The following is a 15,227-nucleotide window of genomic DNA, read 5'->3' as shown; positions in this document are numbered from 1 at the left end:
GCCCGCAGGCCTATCCGTTGCGGCGGCGTGGAAGGGCCGATGCGACGACGTACGGCGCTCGCGACCGGTAGCTCCCTCCTCGCAGGACTGTCGGCCGGCTGTCTCGAGACGTTTCGGCGGGAGGACGCCTGGCGCGAACTCGTCGTCGATCCGCCCGAGGGCGTCTACGTCCCGCCCCACGCTGACGGGATGGTGACCTACGGGACCGCGACCGCCGGCGGACGCGAGATCGCCCTGTTGGCGTCCCGCCCGCACTCCTTTTGGATCGTCACCGACGCCGAACGCAATCGGGCGGACATCCGTTCCCGCCACGACGTCCACCTGATGGTGACCGTCCGCGACGCCGAGACCGGGACTTTCGTCCCGGCGTCGGTGCGGACGGCGATTCGGACACGCGGCGACGCGACAGACGCTCGCGATGACACCGCCGACGCCACTAACGCCGCCGACGCCACAGTCGATGAGCGATCGCTCTGGCCGATGCTCTCTCAGCGGATGGGCCCCCACTACGGCGATAACGTCTCGCTCGAGGGCGACGGCCCGTACACCGTGACGATTCGAGTCGGGGCGACGACCGCGGACGCGATCGGCGGCATCGCCGACGGTCTCGAGGCTGAGACGAGCGTCGAAATCGACTTCGAGTTCCGGACCGACGAGATCGAGAACGTGGAGCGCCGGTTGATCGACGAAGACGAGGGCCGCGGCGAGGCCAACGCGCTCGAGCCGATGGACCACGCCGTCAGTTCCGGACACGGTGACGACCGAACCCACGAGCAGTCCGGGGTCCTCGGCAGCGAGACGAGCGGCGACATCGAGTACACCGCGACGCTCCTCGGCGCCGATCGATCCGGAGCGGACCGGCCGACGCTCGCGGTGACGGCGCGAACGGCCTACAACGCGTATCCGCTCCCCTTTGCCTCGCTCTCCGCGGCGGTCTCCCGAGACGGCGAGCGAGTCGCGAGCGCGCAACTCGAGGCGGCGCTCGACGCCCGGCTCGGCCACTGCTACCGGACGGCCGTCGAGCCGATCCTCGTCGAGGACGGCCACGAACTCGCGATCGACCTCGAGACGCCGCCGCAGGTGGCCCGCCACGAGGGGTACGAAACCGCGTTTCTCGAGGGCGATTCGGTGACGATGGCGCTCGACGCGCCCTAAGTGTGGGTTGGTGCGTCGAGTGTGGCGTTCGATGCGTTGTCAATGACGGTCGACGCGCCGCGATTTCTCACTCTAGGTGCCCGGCGTCGGCGTTTCTCGGGCGAACGGCGCCGTCGGCCACTCGCAGGAGGCCCAGCCCGAGTGCGAGCATGACGACGCTGACGACGACCCAGTGGGGGTTCCACGCTTCGGTCCCGTGGACGACGTTGTGCAGGTCGAGCACGTAGTGGTCGACGATCCCGTCGAAGACGTTGAACACGCCCGCGCCGACGAGGATCGAGCCGAGCAAGTACGTCGTCGAGAAGCGGCGGTCCGTGCCGTTGACCACGCGCCAGAGCAGTCCGAAGCCGACGCACGTGATGGTGAGCGTGGCGATCAGGAACAGCCCGTCGAAAAACACGTTCGTCCGGTAGCCGTCGAGGCTGTACGGGTCGTAGTAGCCCGACAGGAGGTGGTGGGTCTGTAACGTGAGGTGGAAGAGCACGGTGTCGACGACGGCGCCGAATCCGAAGCCGATCGTTCCCCCCGCAAGCAGGAGTCGCCGTCGCAGGCTGTCAGCCGTCGCCATACCGATACGTCGGCGTCGACGGGGAAAAATCGGAAACCGGCACCTGCACCGTCGGTAGCGGCGCTGTCGCAGCCGACGACGATCGCAGCGCCTGCAGTACCGGTTGCAGCCACCTACGACTCGAGGGCCGCCGTTCCGATATCGGCCGCTTGCTCGGCGACGTCGACCAGCGTAAACCAGGTGTTCAGCGCCGCTCGCAGGGCGATCACGTCCGCGGCATCGATCTCGATCCGGACGACCGAGCCGTCGCGGTCGATGGTTGTCTGCGAGCGCTCGTCGTCGATCTCGCCGATTTCGCGGGCGACGCTCTCGGCGACGAGCCGTGCGCGAGACGGCGTCTCGTAGTCGAACTCGAGGGTCGCGTCGTGAGAAGGCACGCGCGGTTACTGGACGTCGACTTCCTTGACGTCGCGGCTGCGCTCTTTCAGGAGTACGCGGTGGCCACAGTAGGGACAGCGGACGCCACCGTACTCGTCGAGCTGGACGTCGCGTTTACAGCGGGAGCATTTGTAACTCATTCTGAGTGTACGAGAGGAGTTATTCGTCGGATTCGTCTTCGGCGAGCGCCGCGCGAATCGACCGCTTGACGGTGCGGCCGGCGGGGGTCTCCGGGCGGTAAGCGCCGCCGGTGAAGACCTCGCCGGTCTCCTCGTTCTTCCAGATGCCGGTGCCGACGCGGGTGACGTCGTCGCCGTCGACCTCGGCGCTCTGCATGTCGTCTTCGATCTCACTGACGCGACGTCGGGCGACGCGACCGTAGCGTGCACCGAACCGGCCCGCGCTACCGACGTTTCCTTTCTTGGCCATAGTAGGGCTAGCTATCGGCAGCGGATTCTTAAACCTGTTGAGTTCGGCCGGCTTCGAACGCGCCGCGTGAGGGGCGAACGCGACGGCGGCGGTCGACCCACCCGCGGTCACTCCGTCGCCTCCTCGGCGACCGGCCCGGTGAACAGCTCCCGGAAGACGAGCGACAGCGCGGCGAGGTAGCCGACGGGGGCGAGGGGAGCGGCCAGCAGTCCCGTCCCGATGCCCGTCAGCGCGATGGCTGATCGGAGGGCGAGCCCACTCAACGCGAGCAGCGGAATCGCAGTCAGCACGGCGTCGGGACGCTCGAACATGGCTAATTATATCTAATTACACCCGGTCGGATAAGGACCCGAGAACCAGCAGAGAGTGTCTCTTCCATCAGGTAGTGACAATATTTACGCGGGAGACGTCAAGAGCAGGCGCGGCCGTCACTGCCGACAGCCCTCCGGCTACGATAACGGCGACGGTGATACCGGACGCTCGCAGCGGACGAGGGCGCGAGCTACTGGAACTCGGCGTCCGTCAGCACTTCGTTGAGATCCTCGCGGATCCGTTCGCCCATCTCCCGATCGCGCGCGGTCGTGACCACGCGGTTCTCCTGAACGCTCGAGCCGTCTCGCAGGAGCATGCGAACGTTGCCGCCGTCGTCGGCGCGGGTAACTTTTGCGCGAAGCCCCGATTGGGAGCCCTTCCCGCCGGCGTCGATCGGACCCGGAATGACCTTCTTGACGTGGGGGTGGCCGGCGACGGTTCGGATCGCCCGCATGCCCGTCCGGCCGCCGATCAGCGTCGAGTGGCTGCCGCCGATCTTTTCGGCGGGCGGCGTCTGGACGACGTCCAGCGCGCGGTTGCTCCGCCGCTCGAGGACGGCTTCAACGGGATCCTCGTCTTCGACACGGTAGAACTGGTGGTGGATGTCCTCGCGAACGGCCTGAATCACCGCACGGTCGCCGCCGGCGTAGACCTCTTCGGGGCGTTTCCGGCGGATCTCGTCGCCGATCAACCCCGCGAAGTTCCGAAGCTCGACGACCTCGTTCTCGCCGTCTTCGGGCATCGTGGTGATCGTCGTTTCGCCCAGAATCGGATCGTCGTCCCGTCTCGCCGGTCCGTCGTCGCCGTCACCGCCGTCACCGTCGGCCGCGAGCATCGTCAGCGTCGCGCGTTCGCGTGCCGCCTCGAGAACGATCGCTTCCGTGTTGGCTTCCCGGCAGACGAGACAGAAATCGCCGGGTTTCTCGAGCGGCGATGCGCAGTGACGACACTCCATAACGGCCGTTCGGCTGACGGATGTAAAACAGGCGCGTTTTCGACCACGTTCGGTTCACGACCCGCTTCCGACGACGGGACGCGTCGTCGGCAACGCTCCGCACTCCCTCGTTCTGCGGACCGGCGGCCGCTACAGAACGTCCTCGAGAATCGTCCGAACCGCGTCCGTGTCCACGACGTCGTAGGGGACCCGCATCGGCGACACCGAAACCGCTCCCTCGAGTAAGGCGTGGCGATCCGTGTCCTCGGGGTCGGGAATGTCTCGGTTGGCCATCTGCTGCCAGAGCCGATTGGTGAGCTGGAACTCCCCGTTCTCGAGGGCGGCGTCCATCTCGTAGACCTCTGTCGGGCGGGTGAGTTCGACCCCCTCGCTCTCGACGTCCGGCCGCGGGACGTTGACGTTCAGGTAGTCGACGCGGTCGAACAGGCCGGTTCCGGGCGCGCCCTCGACGAGCGCGGCGGTGATCTCGCCGGTGTGGGCGAAGTCCGCGGGCTCGAGTTCCGACTCCATGCCCAGCGTGTCCATCGAGACGGCGATCGAGGGCGTCCCGAGGAAGGCGGCCTCCATGGCGGCGCTGACGGTGCCCGACCGCGAGAAGACGTAGGCACCGAGGTTCGCCCCGGAGTTACAGCCGGAGACGACGAGATCGGGTCGGGGCTCGAGAGCGTTGACACCGACGATGGCGCAGTCGCAGGGCGTCCCGTCGACGGCGTAGCCGAGTTCGTGGTCGGCGTGGGGGACCGGCGAGGTGAAGCCGTCGGCCTCGAGGTCGATCGAGAAGTCGTCGCTCTCGGAACCGGTCCGCCCGTAGGAGAGCGACCGGCCGACGGCGCTCCGGTTGCGGTCGGGCGCGACGACGGTGACCGTCGCGACCTCGGTCAGGGCGTCGTACAGCGCCCGGATGCCGGGCGCGTCGATCCCGTCGTCGTTCGTCAGGAGGACGTGGGGTGTGTCGTGGGGATCCATTCGTCGTACGCGTGGAAAGAGTGGCGAGCTACCTATCGGGTTCGGTTCCGCGGCGACGCGTCCGCGGGCGGCTCAAAAATCGCCGTTGAGCGCGTCAGCCACGTCACCGACCGCGTCGTCGAGTCTCGTCCCGCAGTTCGGACAGTACCGCGAGCCCGCGTCGACGACGGCCTCGCAGTCGGGACAGGCGACCGTGGCGCTCGAGTCGCGCCCGCTCGCGAGTTCCTCGCCGCAGTCCGGACAGTAGGCGGCCTCCGGCGAGGCGCCGGCGCCGCAGTTCGGACACTCCCGGCCGTCCTCCCAGAGGACGCGTCGTCGGGAGTTCGAGACGTAGTTGTACGCGCCCCAGACGACGTTTCCCACCCCCATCGAGAACCAGAACGTCAGGATCGCGACCAGCAGGTGCGAAACCAGCGACCCGAACTCCCGATCGATCATCACGACGTGGTCGGGCGCTTCCTCTTCGATCGTCCAGCCGCGGGCGACGAGTTCGTCGATCTCCCGTTGCAGTCGCGTGCTTCGCGCGGATGTTCTGCGCATGGGGTCCGTAGGACTCGAGCGGACAAAAGCCTGTTAGCGGCCGTCGCTTACGCCGTCGCGGATCGCGGTTCGCCGCGGGCGTCGTTCACGGCTCGAGACCCGCTCGCCGAGTAGACGTTCGCACTCACTGATCGAATGCACCACTTTACCCTCGAGGGCGTCCTACGGGACGCATGATCGATTTCGTTCAGTCCGTCACAATGGCCGTCTCGATCGCACAGGCAAATCCGAACCCGGGAGTCGACGTCGACGTCGGCACGCCGGTCGGTCTCGTCGGCGGCGCGGTCGGCGCGTTCCTGACGACGCTGGTCGTCGGCGCGATTCTGGTCGCAATCGCTCCCGGGTACACGGAGCGGATGATGGCCGCCGTCCTCGAGAACCCCGTCGGCGGCTTTCTCTACGGGATCCTCTCGCTGTTCGCCCTCGGTCTCCTAACCGTCCTGCTGGTCATCACGATCATCGGTATCTTGGTCGCAATTCCGCTCATCCTCGTCGCCTACTTGGTGTGGGCGGTCGGCGCCGCCGTCGGCTACCTCGCCATCGCCGATCGGCTGGTCGGCCACACCGACGGTTGGCTGACGCCGCTACTCGTCGCCGCCGTCCTCAACGGGGCGCTCGCGCTGACCGGAATCGGCGGTCTGATTTCGCTCTGCGTCGGCGCCGCCGGCTTCGGTATCGTCCTTCGAGACGCGCTCGCCTGAGAGACGGACACGGGCCCAGTTACCACGGAACGAACCGACGAAGGCGGGCGAGAATCGACGGATCGTCGCGGCGGACGCGCAGCGTCGTCCCCTCGGCCTCGGAGGCCGCTTCGGTCGCGGGGATCCGCTCGCCGTCGGGCAGCCGAACTGACTGTTCTCGGCAGGGCACCGTCCCGCCGCTGGTCGGCCCGAACGTCGGCGCGCGGGTCGTCGGCTCCGGGGCCGGTCGGTCATACTCGAGTTCGTACACTGTCGTTCCGTCGACCTCCAGCGTACGCCAGTCGACGAGTTCGCGGTCCTCGCCGGTGCCGATCACGCCGCTATCGTTCGAACCCCGTCGGACGTGGCGCTCGTTGCGATCGCTCCCGTCGGTACCGTCGCTCCGGTCGCTTCGATCCGCGACGAATCCGTGGCCTCCCGAGGTCATATATCCGCTTCGCCGCACGGCCTCAAAAACCTCCGCTTCATCCCAGGTCGACCGGATCGACCTTCAGGTACTCCCGAAGGAGGACCGTCGCGTACGACCCCTTCGGCAGCGCGAACGAGAGCGTGAGGGGGTCGGTCTCGAGTTCGATGGTCGTCCGCACCAGGATCGCGCGCCGGGTGCCACTCGAGTAGAACTCGCCGGGGAGGTCGAAGTCGGCGGGCTCGAGGCCCAGGTCGTCGAGGACGGCGCGTTCGATCTCGCCCTGCTCGCCGTCGGCGAGCTCCGTCTCGGTGCCCACGAGCGGCGCCGTGACGAACGCCCGGCCGCGCTCGCAGTGACGCCGGACCGAGCGCACGCGACGGTCGGTGACCCGCTGGAGGCGGTCGGTGTCGGGCAACTCGAGACCCGCGGGGGCGTCGGTGTCGGCGAAGCAGGCCACGTCGCCCGCGACGGGTTCGTCGAACGGCAGCCCGCGCTCGAGGCGCGCCGAGAGCATCAGGTTGAACGCGTACGACTGGGCGGCGTGGACGAACAGCCGCTGGAGGTTGGAGGGCAGGCGCTCGAGGGCCGCGCGGAAGTCGTCGGGTTCGGGGTCGCCGTCGACCTCGGCGAGGCCGTGACAGAGCGAGCGCTCGTAGCGCAGGCGATTCGGGAAGCGCTCGAGGGCCTCCTGCCAGTCGCGGGTCTCCTCGATAAATCTGCGGGCTTCCTGGGTGGACTCGGGCTCCGCGTCGGTGGGGTTCCCGAGATACGCCATCACGGCCCCCTCCCAGGAGCCGCGGACGATCTCGAGGCCGACCTCGTGGGTGACCGGGCGGCGGCTGCCGAAGCGCTGCTGGCCGAAGAAGTTGGGGACGCCGACGGCGGTGCTCGAGCCGTCGGCAGCATCGGCATCACTCTCCTCGTGGCCACCGAACGCGTGCAGCTCCTCGGTGATGGCGGTCGCATTCTCGGGGGCGTCGGCGTCGCTGACGATCAGTTCGAACTCGTTGCCCGCGAGGTCACCGAACTCGAGCGACCGGCCCGCCCGGCCGACGACCTCGATGTCGGCGCCGCGGACCTCGGGGAGGTCCTCGGGGTCGGCGCCGTAGATCGAGAACAGCTGCGTGGTGACCGCGTACTTGTCCTTCGTCCCGGCCCAGTTGACCCGCTCGCGGGAGACGCCGAGCGCGTCCGAGAGCCGGCCGGCGAAGTCGTTGGTGTCCCAGCCCGACAGCGTCGCGCGAACGACGAGGTAGGGGTAGGCGTCCGTCGCCGCGTCGACGGGCTGGGTGTCGAAGCGCTCGCGTTCGCGCACGCGGAAGTGATCGTCGTCCTCGCGAAGGCGGCCGCCGACGCCGTCGGTATCGGTGACGTAGTGTGCCATGCCGACGGCCTGCTCCGTGGGATGTGCCGGGCGCATGCTGGATGGCGGCGCTTAGGCGGCCGGGGATAAATCGGTTCGTTCTCGCCTCGAGCGGAACGCGAGCGAGTCGACCGGAGAGCGATGAGACGGGTGATCGAACGAGTTATTGGACTGTTGACCGAACGCAGTCGTATGGACGCGGCCGACCTCCGGCGGCCGCTCGAGCTATCGGCCGGCCTGGCGATCGGAATCGGGCTCGTGGCGCTCGCGACGGGCGACTGGCCCAGATTCGGGTTCCTGCTCGGAATCGGCCTCGTTCCGATCACCATCATCGCGTTCGAGCGCATCGACGGGCCGCTCGAGGCGCGGACGGCGCGAATCGGCGCGATCGTCGTGGGCGGCGGACTCGTCGGGGCGGCGCTCTGGCTGGCGGCCTGACGGGCAACGGCTCAGCCCTCGCTACTGCGGTCGGCGTCGTCGCGGACTCCGAGTCGGTGATCGGCTCGACGGAGTCTCAGAACAGGGAGAGTTCGCCCGTGACGCTGTCGACGCGGTCGTCTCCCGCCGGACCGACGGCCAGCGCCGTGACCGTTCCGGGCTCGAGTTGCGTGTGGCCCGCGTCCCGCACGATCGCGTTGGGGATACCCTCGCTGTCGGCGATCGCGGCGAGTTCGTGGAGTTGGCGCTCGCTCTCGCCCTTGAGGACGACCTTCTTCTGGCCGCCCTGTTTCCACTGGTCGCGAAGCTGCGTGTCGGCTTTCTCGTAGGCCGACAGCGACGCGTGGGCGACCTGCGCGGCGAGTTTTCCCTGTCCCATGCCGATGTCCGTGCGGGCGACGATGGCCTGTTTCATGGCCGAGGAGAGGACGGGAACGCCTTTATCCCTGACTATCGCGATCAGTGGACGATCTCGCTCTCGAGGCCGAACTCGCACTCGGTTCGCCGGGCCTCCGGCCCCGCGTCGACGAGCGTCGGTTTCGAAATCGACTCGGAGAACCGATCGGGGTCGGGCGCGACGCGCTTTGAGAGCTCCGAGAAGACCGATCCCCGCCGTCCTCCCGCCAACGCTACGCCGCCGTACTTGCGTTCCTCGAGGGGAGTCTCGTCCGGATCCGGGAACTCCTCCCGAATGAGGTCCGCGGTCCCCCGGACGTACTCCGCCGCCTGTCGCTGCGTGTACTGGCTCTCCTCGTAGTACGTCTCGGCGTGTTCGTCGGCCAACTCCTCCGAGGAGTGCTCCGGCGACTCGTAGTAGATCGCCGTCGGCGTGGTGTAGCCGCTGGCGAAGCGAACGTTCACCGTGAAACTGTCCGGATAGCGGAGGACCAGCGGGGCGTAGACCATCTCCGTCACGGTGGCCCACTGCTGGACCCGCCAGCCCCCCTCGACGTAGTACGCGGCGATCTTCGCGACCCGGTCGTCGCGGTCACCCCGGAAGTACGCCATCGCGACCTCGTCGTAGTCGTCGCCCGCGACCCGTCTCAGTCGCCGCTCGAAGCTCTCGGCGGCGTGTGCGTACTCCTCCTCGTAGGCGGTGAGCAACGGGACGTCCGGATCGGCGAGCAGGTCCGCCTTCCGCTCGTGGGCCTCCGCGATGGTTCGCATGTTCTCGTGAAAGACACGCTCGGCCTCCATGTCGGGAAGCGGGACTCTGACCGCTCGCTGATGCAAGATCCGTGCATCGCCGTTGAACCGCTCCTGTTTCCCCTCCATAGGAACCCGTTCGGGGTACCACCTACTAATTGATTCGGGCCGCGAGCCGGAAAGTGTATTCGAAGGTGTAATTGAACACAGAATGTTCGGATTTCCGTCACGGTCCGGAGGGCCGCCGAATCGGATCGGGTGATTTAGGAACCCGTGGGCCGCCCCTACTCGATATGATCCTCTCCGACGCGGACATCCTCGAGCGACTCGAGGCCGGCGACCTCGTCGTCGACCCTCTCGACGACCCCGAACTGCAGATCCAGCCCGCGAGCATCGACCTCCGACTCGGCCGGGAGTTCCTCGAGTTCCAGCGGACGAACATCCCATGTATTCACCCGAACTCCGAACAGGAGGTCGACGAGTACGTCACCGAAACCATCGTCGAGGACGGCGACGATTTCATCCTGCATCCGGGCGACTTCGTGCTCGGGACCACCCACGAGCGCGTCGAGATCCCGCCGGACCTGATCGCCCACGTCGAGGGCCGGTCGTCCCTGGGACGCCTCGCCGTGGTCGTCCACGCGACGGCGGGACTGTGCGACCCCGGCTACCGCGGGCAGATCACCCTCGAGCTGTCGAATCTCGGCACCGCGCCCGTCGCGCTCACGCCCGGGATGCGGATCTCCCAGCTGACGTTCACCGAACTGAAGACCGAGGCGGAGCGACCGTACGGCAGCGAGCGCGGCTCGAAGTATCAGGATCAGGACGGCCCGCAGGCCTCCCGAATCCAGAGCGACCACGAGTTCGGCGGCGACCAACTCGAGCGCGAGTAGTTCGGGTTCGGTACTGAATTCTGAATTCTGTGGGATACCGATAGAGCACGGCCCGTTCGTTGCACCGTTGCGGTCATCAACACGAGTGCCCCTGCTATCGTGGCACCGGGGAGTGCCACATCCTCCCCAGCCGATTCGCTCACTCACGGGCTCGTTCGCTCATCCTCGCACGGCTTTGCGCCGCGCCTCGCTTGGCTCACGGCTCCCGTCGGTCCCGCGCTATTCGCATTCCGAGGCGCGAACGGAGTGAGCGCCTCGCTACCGCTCGTCGCGACGCGGCGCGCGCCATCGCGATCGACCGGTCTCCGTTCTGCGTCCGCTCCGTGTCTCTCAGGCGCATACCGGGTTCGTGACCCACAAGTTATTCCGCCGGCGGACATAGGGGTCGCAAATGCAATTCGTCGAAGAAATCGTCGTGGACGAGTTCCTCCCGACGGTCCGGTCGCTGCTCGCCGGGGAGCTCCGCGACCGCGGGCTCACCCAGAGCGAGGTCGCCGACGTTCTCGGCATCAGCCAGAGCGCCGTCTCGAAGTACGCCCACGGCGACGTCACCACCAACGAACGTATCGCCGACGACGAGCGCGTCGAGGCGCTCGTCTCCGAACTCGCCGACGGGCTCGCGGCCGGCGACGTCACGCCCGTCCAGGCGCTGATCGAGATCGAAGTCCTCGTGCGCGACCTCGAGAGCGGCGGCGACCTCCTGGCCCAACTCCACGAGGAAGCCGTTCCCGAACTCGCCGACCACGGCGCGAGCTTCCGCGTCCACGACCCCGAGAACGACCTGCGAACCAGCGAACGCGTCCTCTCGTCGCTGCGTCGCGGACTGCGCATCCTCGAGAACGCGGGCGGCTTCGCGACCCTGATCCCGGCGGTCGGCTCCAATCTGGTCGCCTGCACGCCCGACGCGGATGACGTCGACGACGTCGCGGGCGTCCCCGGCCGGATCTTCGACGTCAAGGGGCAGGCGACGGTGCCGTCGGATCCCGAGTTCGGCGTCTCCGAACACGTCGCGAGCGTCCTGCTGGCCGCCCGCGAGCACGGCGCGAACGCGTCGGCGGCGATCAACATCCGCTACGATCCGGACCTCCTCGCCGAACTCACCGAACAGGGTCACGTGACCGCCGAGTTCGACGAATCCAGCGACGTCGCCTCGAGCGTGGGCGCCGCGATCGAGGACGAGCCCGAGGCGACGGTGCTCTACCAGACCGGCGGCATGGGGATCGAACCGCTGATCTACGTGCTGGGATCGGACGCCGAATCGGTCGCGGACGCGGTCCGCTCGCTGCTCTGAGATGGCGGGACTGCGCTCGCGGCTCCGGACGCTGCGTCGGGAGGCCGACGCGGAGAGCGCCCAGGAGTTCTACGGCCGCTGGGCCGACCTCTACGATCTCGTCGCGCGCCGGACACCCGGCATTCCGAAGCTTCGACGGCGCGGAGCCGCCGCCTGCCGTCTCGAGCCCGGCGACACCGTCGTCGAGATGGGCTGTGGAACGGGCGCGAACCTCCCCTATCTGCGCGAGCAGGTCGGCTCCGAGGGGACCGTCGTCGGGATCGATTTTACTGGCCCGGTGCTCGAGCGGGCCCGGGAGCTGACGGCCGAGTACGACAACGTCCACGTCGTTCGGGGCGACGCGACGCAGCCGCCGCTGGCCGCTGATTCGGACGTCGACGCCGTCCTCGCGACGTTCGTCGTCGGCATGCTCGCCGATCCCGCGGGCGCGGTCGACGACTGGTGCGACCTCGTCGGTCCCGGCGGCCGCGTCGTCCTCGCCAACGCCGCCTCGAGCCGCGAGTGGTACGCGCCGCCGGTCAACGCGGTCTTCCGAGCGATCGTCGTGCTCTCGACGCCACCGACGACGAAACTGCGCTACGAGGACGACCCACACCGCAGACTGGACGAGAAGATCCGGGCGGCTCACGCGCGCCTCCGCGAGCGGTCGACGGCCGTCGCCGACGAGCGCCACGTCTTCGGCGTCGTGCGACTGACCGGCGGGAAACTCGAGTGACGGACGGCCGTCGGGCGGTAGCCGCCGCGACCTCGAGTAGCACTTGTATCCAGCGACCGTACGTCGGCTAGAATGGCGAAACTCGAGACCGAGAACCTCACGCGGGTCGTCGACGGTGAGCGGATCGTCGATTCGGTCTCCGTCCGCGTCCCCACCGCCGAGGTGACGGCGGTCGTCGGCCCGTCCGGCGCCGGCAAGTCGTCGTTTCTGCGGTTGCTCAATCGACTCGACGAGCCCACTGCAGGGACGGTGTATCTCGACGGTCGCGACTACCGCGAGATCGATCCGCTGCGGTTACGGCGCCGTGTCGGGTTCGTCCCGCAGGCGCCCGCGTTGCAGTCCGGCACGGTCGCTGACAACGTCGGGATCGGTGACCGACTGCGCGACGAGCCCGTCGACGACCGGCGTATCGATCGGCTCCTCGAGCGTGTCGGACTGGACGGCTATCGCGACGAACGGGTCGACGACCTCTCCGGCGGCGAGCGCCAGCGGGTGGCGGTCACCCGAACGCTGTACGTCGATCCCGAGGTCGTGCTGCTCGACGAACCGACCGCCCACCTCGATTCCGAGACCGAGGCGCGGATCGAAGGGCTGCTCGCGGAACTGATCCGGGAGGACGATCTCACCTGCGTCGTCGTCACTCACGATACCGATCAGGCTCGTCGGCTGGGGGATCGGATCGTCGCGTTCGAGGACGGACGCGTCACGGCGGTCGGGACGCCACAGGAGGTGATGCGATGAGCGAGGACGCGCTCGCGACGTTCCTCGAGTACGCGAGCGAGCCCGTGGTGCTGACCGGATTCCTGCAGATCGCCATCGCGGTCGGCCTCGCCGCGGTCGTGCTGGCCGTCACGTACCTGCGGGACCTCGGCTTCGGCCGCGAGATCGTCACGACGGCGGGGCGGGGGCTCGTCCAGATCCTCGCGGCCGGCGCGGTGATCGGGATTCTGCTGGCGGCCCACCTCGCGTGGGCCGGCGTCGTGCTGGCGTTCATGGTCTGTGCGGCGGCGCGGATATCGCACAAACGAGGGCGGGCGATTCCGGGCGCGTTCCGGGCCTCGCTGGTAGCGATCGGCTTCGGAGCCGGCGTCGTCATCGCTTCGATGGCGCTGGCCGGCGCGATCGAGCGGACGATGCGAGACCTGATCGTCATCGGCAGCATGGTGATCGCAATGGCGATGAAGACGAACTCGCTCGCACTCGATCGATTTACGGGCGAACTCGCGTCGAACCGCGCCGAGATCGAGGCCGTCCTGAGCGTCGGCGCGCCGCCGGAGCGCGTCGTGAGCGAGTACGTCTCCACGAGCGTCTACGGCGCGCTCATCCCGGTGCTGGACAAGATTAAGAGTCTGGGCATCGTCTCGATCCCCGGCCTGATGTCCGGGATGATTATCGCCGGCGAGAATCCGATCTACGCCGCGCAGTACCAGTTCGTCATCATGCTCATGCTGTTCGCCGCCGCCGGCCTGACGAGCACGGCGAGCACGCTGCTGGTCAGTCGGTACGTGTTCACCGACGCGAAACAACTGGACGAGACGGTCCTCGAGGCGATCGACGCGTAGGTCTCAGTGACGAACGGGAAATATCGACCGCGAAGGCGGCCTCAGGCCATCGTCTCGAGGCCCTCGTACGCCGCGATCGGCTCGCGGATCTCGTCGGGGAACGGCGCGGGTCGTTTCGTCTCAGGGTCGATATAGACCATGGTCGTCTCCGCGGTCGCGGCGACGTCGTCGCCGACGCGGATCTCGTAGGTCATCGTGCAACTCGAGTCGCCGAGCCGGGAGACGCGGAGGGAGACCTCGGGCTCGTCGCCTTTGACGATCGGCCGCTCGTAGTCGATCTCGAGATTCGCGATGACGAAGGAGATCTCCTCGGCGGCGATGTCGACGACCGATTCCAGATAGTCGGTGCGCGCGATCTCGAGGTAGGTCGCGAAGACGGCGTGATTGACGTGATCAAGCGGATCGAGATCGCGATACCGGACGGGAACCGAGACGGTAAACGGAGCACTCATTGTACGTTTTCGAAGTCGGCTGTCACAAAAGAGGACTGCGGTTCTGGCAATTCCGAGCGGCGCTCTCGCGCGTCATAGCGGAACCGCCGCTCACGCCTCCCGCTGCTCGTACAGGCGGGCGTGTGCCGTACAGAACGCCGGCTCGCGTAACTGTGCCTCGATCAGGTCCTCGTGGTAGTGGGCGTTGTAGAGGCGACAGCCCTCCTGGGCGCAGAAGGCCTCGCCCGTCTCGAGGTAGTGGTACGCCTGCAGGACGTACCCCTTCAGCGCGTCCGTCGTTCGCGGGTCGTCCTCGATCAGGAACTCGCCCTCGACCTGGTTCTCGAGAACCTCGCGGGGCGGCGCGTCGCCCGATAGCAGCGCGTGGCGCTGCTTTTCCTTGTAGTATTCTTCCGGCTTCGCGGGAGCCTCGTAGAGCCCGGGAACCGAGATCAACGCCGGCTGGCCGAGGACGTTGACGCGCTTGTGCCAGCGGCCGTCGTGGTCGCCCCACGTGCCGATCGCGCGGTCCAGAATCGCGACGTGGAGCGTCTCGAGGTCCCGTTCGGCCGCCGGGAGCGCGCTGTTGAGCGCCCGTTGGACCTGCGCGCCGTCGTAGAGGACGCCGCCCTCGCGCTCGGGGTGCTCGAGGGCCCGTTCCTCGTAGCGGATGGTTCCGAGCATCGTGTTGCCGGTCTTGCGGTCGTACGGCGAGGGAACTCGCGCCTCGGCGAACCGCTCGGCGAGGTTGTCCGTTCGGTGGACGTCGAGGAATCGGTCGCGGACCGAGACCGAGGCGTCGATGCGAGCCTCGAGCCAGTCGCCGATCGCGTCGACGTCGGCGACGGTCGAGGGAGCGCGATAGCAGACGACAGTATCGACCATATACAACCTAGTTGTACCATGGAGTGAAACAGTTGCGATCGACGGCGAACGTGTGGGCTCGAGTGAACGAGAGTGATGGGGCGATCGCTC

The 15,227-nt window shown here is 67.8% G+C and carries 22 protein-coding genes; 8 read left to right on the top strand and 14 right to left on the bottom strand.

All coding sequences use genetic code 11. The features are described from left to right. The first annotated feature begins 39 nt into the window (after positions 1–39). Positions 40–1,155, top strand: coding sequence for an iron transporter (locus tag HTUR_RS07290; protein ID WP_012942674.1), 1,116 nt, complete (start codon positions 40–42; stop codon positions 1,153–1,155). A gap of 67 nt (positions 1,156–1,222) precedes the next feature. On the opposite strand, the gene HTUR_RS07285 is transcribed toward HTUR_RS07290, so the two are convergent. From HTUR_RS07285 to HTUR_RS07250, 8 genes are all read right to left on the bottom strand, one after another. Beyond that, the gene (locus HTUR_RS07285) at positions 1,223–1,723 is read right to left on the bottom strand and encodes a DUF2243 domain-containing protein (RefSeq protein WP_012942673.1); all 501 of its coding nucleotides are present in this window, start codon (positions 1,721–1,723) and stop codon (positions 1,223–1,225) included. A gap of 113 nt (positions 1,724–1,836) precedes the next feature. Then, entirely contained in the window at positions 1,837–2,100 is a 264-nt protein-coding gene (locus HTUR_RS07280) for a KEOPS complex subunit Pcc1 (protein WP_012942672.1), read from the bottom strand. A 6-nt stretch (positions 2,101–2,106) separates the two neighbouring features. After that, a complete protein-coding gene (locus tag HTUR_RS07275; protein ID WP_006181151.1) occupies positions 2,107–2,241 on the bottom strand; it encodes a DNA-directed RNA polymerase subunit P in 135 nt (44 codons plus the stop codon). 19 nt (positions 2,242–2,260) lie between these two features. After that, entirely contained in the window at positions 2,261–2,530 is a 270-nt protein-coding gene (locus tag HTUR_RS07270; protein ID WP_012942671.1) for a hypothetical protein, read from the bottom strand. A 107-nt stretch (positions 2,531–2,637) separates the two neighbouring features. Then, positions 2,638–2,841, bottom strand: coding sequence for a hypothetical protein (locus HTUR_RS07265; RefSeq protein WP_012942670.1), 204 nt, complete (start codon positions 2,839–2,841; stop codon positions 2,638–2,640). Positions 2,842–3,032: 191 nt separating this feature from the next. Beyond that, positions 3,033–3,797 carry a DUF2103 domain-containing protein gene (locus tag HTUR_RS07260; protein WP_012942669.1) on the bottom strand — a complete coding sequence of 255 codons (765 nt, stop codon included), beginning with the start codon at positions 3,795–3,797 and terminating at the stop codon, positions 3,033–3,035. Positions 3,798–3,926: 129 nt separating this feature from the next. After that, a complete protein-coding gene (gene surE / locus HTUR_RS07255; RefSeq protein WP_012942668.1) occupies positions 3,927–4,763 on the bottom strand; it encodes a 5'/3'-nucleotidase SurE in 837 nt (278 codons plus the stop codon). 72 nt (positions 4,764–4,835) lie between these two features. Further along, positions 4,836–5,303, bottom strand: a complete 468-nt coding sequence (locus HTUR_RS07250; RefSeq protein ID WP_012942667.1) for a zinc ribbon domain-containing protein — start codon at positions 5,301–5,303, stop codon at positions 4,836–4,838. A 173-nt stretch (positions 5,304–5,476) separates the two neighbouring features. Between HTUR_RS07250 and HTUR_RS07245 the strand changes: the two genes are divergently transcribed. Then, positions 5,477–6,004 carry a hypothetical protein gene (locus tag HTUR_RS07245; protein WP_012942666.1) on the top strand — a complete coding sequence of 176 codons (528 nt, stop codon included), beginning with the start codon at positions 5,477–5,479 and terminating at the stop codon, positions 6,002–6,004. A 19-nt stretch (positions 6,005–6,023) separates the two neighbouring features. On the opposite strand, the gene HTUR_RS07240 is transcribed toward HTUR_RS07245, so the two are convergent. Both HTUR_RS07240 and truD read right to left on the bottom strand, forming a co-directional pair. Beyond that, the gene (locus HTUR_RS07240) at positions 6,024–6,431 is read right to left on the bottom strand and encodes a hypothetical protein (RefSeq protein WP_012942665.1); all 408 of its coding nucleotides are present in this window, start codon (positions 6,429–6,431) and stop codon (positions 6,024–6,026) included. 37 nt (positions 6,432–6,468) lie between these two features. Then, positions 6,469–7,833, bottom strand: a complete 1,365-nt coding sequence (gene truD, locus HTUR_RS07235) for a tRNA pseudouridine(13) synthase TruD (RefSeq protein ID WP_012942664.1) — start codon at positions 7,831–7,833, stop codon at positions 6,469–6,471. 135 nt (positions 7,834–7,968) lie between these two features. On the opposite strand from truD, the gene HTUR_RS07230 reads away from it, so the two are divergent. Beyond that, on the top strand, positions 7,969–8,214 hold the full coding sequence (locus HTUR_RS07230; RefSeq protein WP_012942663.1) for a hypothetical protein: 246 nt from the start codon (positions 7,969–7,971) through the stop codon (positions 8,212–8,214). 76 nt (positions 8,215–8,290) lie between these two features. Here HTUR_RS07230 and pth2 read toward each other — a convergent pair whose 3' ends face one another. Both pth2 and HTUR_RS07220 read right to left on the bottom strand, forming a co-directional pair. Beyond that, positions 8,291–8,629, bottom strand: a complete 339-nt coding sequence (pth2, locus tag HTUR_RS07225; protein ID WP_012942662.1) for a peptidyl-tRNA hydrolase Pth2 — start codon at positions 8,627–8,629, stop codon at positions 8,291–8,293. Positions 8,630–8,673: 44 nt separating this feature from the next. Then, positions 8,674–9,489, bottom strand: a complete 816-nt coding sequence (locus HTUR_RS07220) for a hypothetical protein (protein ID WP_012942661.1) — start codon at positions 9,487–9,489, stop codon at positions 8,674–8,676. Between the two features lie 164 nt (positions 9,490–9,653). Between HTUR_RS07220 and dcd the strand changes: the two genes are divergently transcribed. The 5 genes from dcd to HTUR_RS07195 all read left to right on the top strand — a co-directional run bounded on the left by dcd (position 9,654) and on the right by HTUR_RS07195 (position 13,821). Next, a complete protein-coding gene (dcd, locus tag HTUR_RS07215) occupies positions 9,654–10,253 on the top strand; it encodes a dCTP deaminase (protein WP_008896724.1) in 600 nt (199 codons plus the stop codon). A gap of 391 nt (positions 10,254–10,644) precedes the next feature. After that, positions 10,645–11,544: a thiamine-phosphate synthase family protein gene (locus tag HTUR_RS07210; RefSeq protein ID WP_012942660.1), complete on the top strand. Its 900-nt coding sequence runs from the start codon at positions 10,645–10,647 to the stop codon at positions 11,542–11,544. 1 nt (position 11,545) lies between these two features. Further along, complete coding sequence (locus tag HTUR_RS07205) at positions 11,546–12,259, top strand: class I SAM-dependent methyltransferase (RefSeq protein WP_012942659.1); 714 nt, start codon at positions 11,546–11,548, stop codon at positions 12,257–12,259. 72 nt (positions 12,260–12,331) lie between these two features. Further along, a complete protein-coding gene (locus HTUR_RS07200; RefSeq protein ID WP_012942658.1) occupies positions 12,332–13,000 on the top strand; it encodes an ABC transporter ATP-binding protein in 669 nt (222 codons plus the stop codon). Beyond that, complete coding sequence (locus HTUR_RS07195; RefSeq protein ID WP_012942657.1) at positions 12,997–13,821, top strand: ABC transporter permease; 825 nt, start codon at positions 12,997–12,999, stop codon at positions 13,819–13,821. Before HTUR_RS07200 ends, HTUR_RS07195 begins: the two co-directional genes overlap by 4 nt. Positions 13,822–13,862: 41 nt before the next feature. Here HTUR_RS07195 and HTUR_RS07190 read toward each other — a convergent pair whose 3' ends face one another. Then, on the bottom strand, positions 13,863–14,273 hold the full coding sequence (locus HTUR_RS07190; RefSeq protein ID WP_012942656.1) for an acyl-CoA thioesterase: 411 nt from the start codon (positions 14,271–14,273) through the stop codon (positions 13,863–13,865). Between the two features lie 90 nt (positions 14,274–14,363). After that, positions 14,364–15,137 (bottom strand): DUF7001 family protein, encoded by a 774-nt coding sequence (locus HTUR_RS07185; RefSeq protein WP_012942655.1) that lies wholly within the window; start codon positions 15,135–15,137, stop codon positions 14,364–14,366. Between the last annotated feature and the right edge of the window lie 90 nt (positions 15,138–15,227).

It is taken from the genome of Haloterrigena turkmenica DSM 5511 (assembly GCF_000025325.1).
Classification (GTDB): domain Archaea; phylum Halobacteriota; class Halobacteria; order Halobacteriales; family Natrialbaceae; genus Haloterrigena; species Haloterrigena turkmenica.
This window is presented reverse-complemented; position numbering and strand designations above follow the sequence as displayed.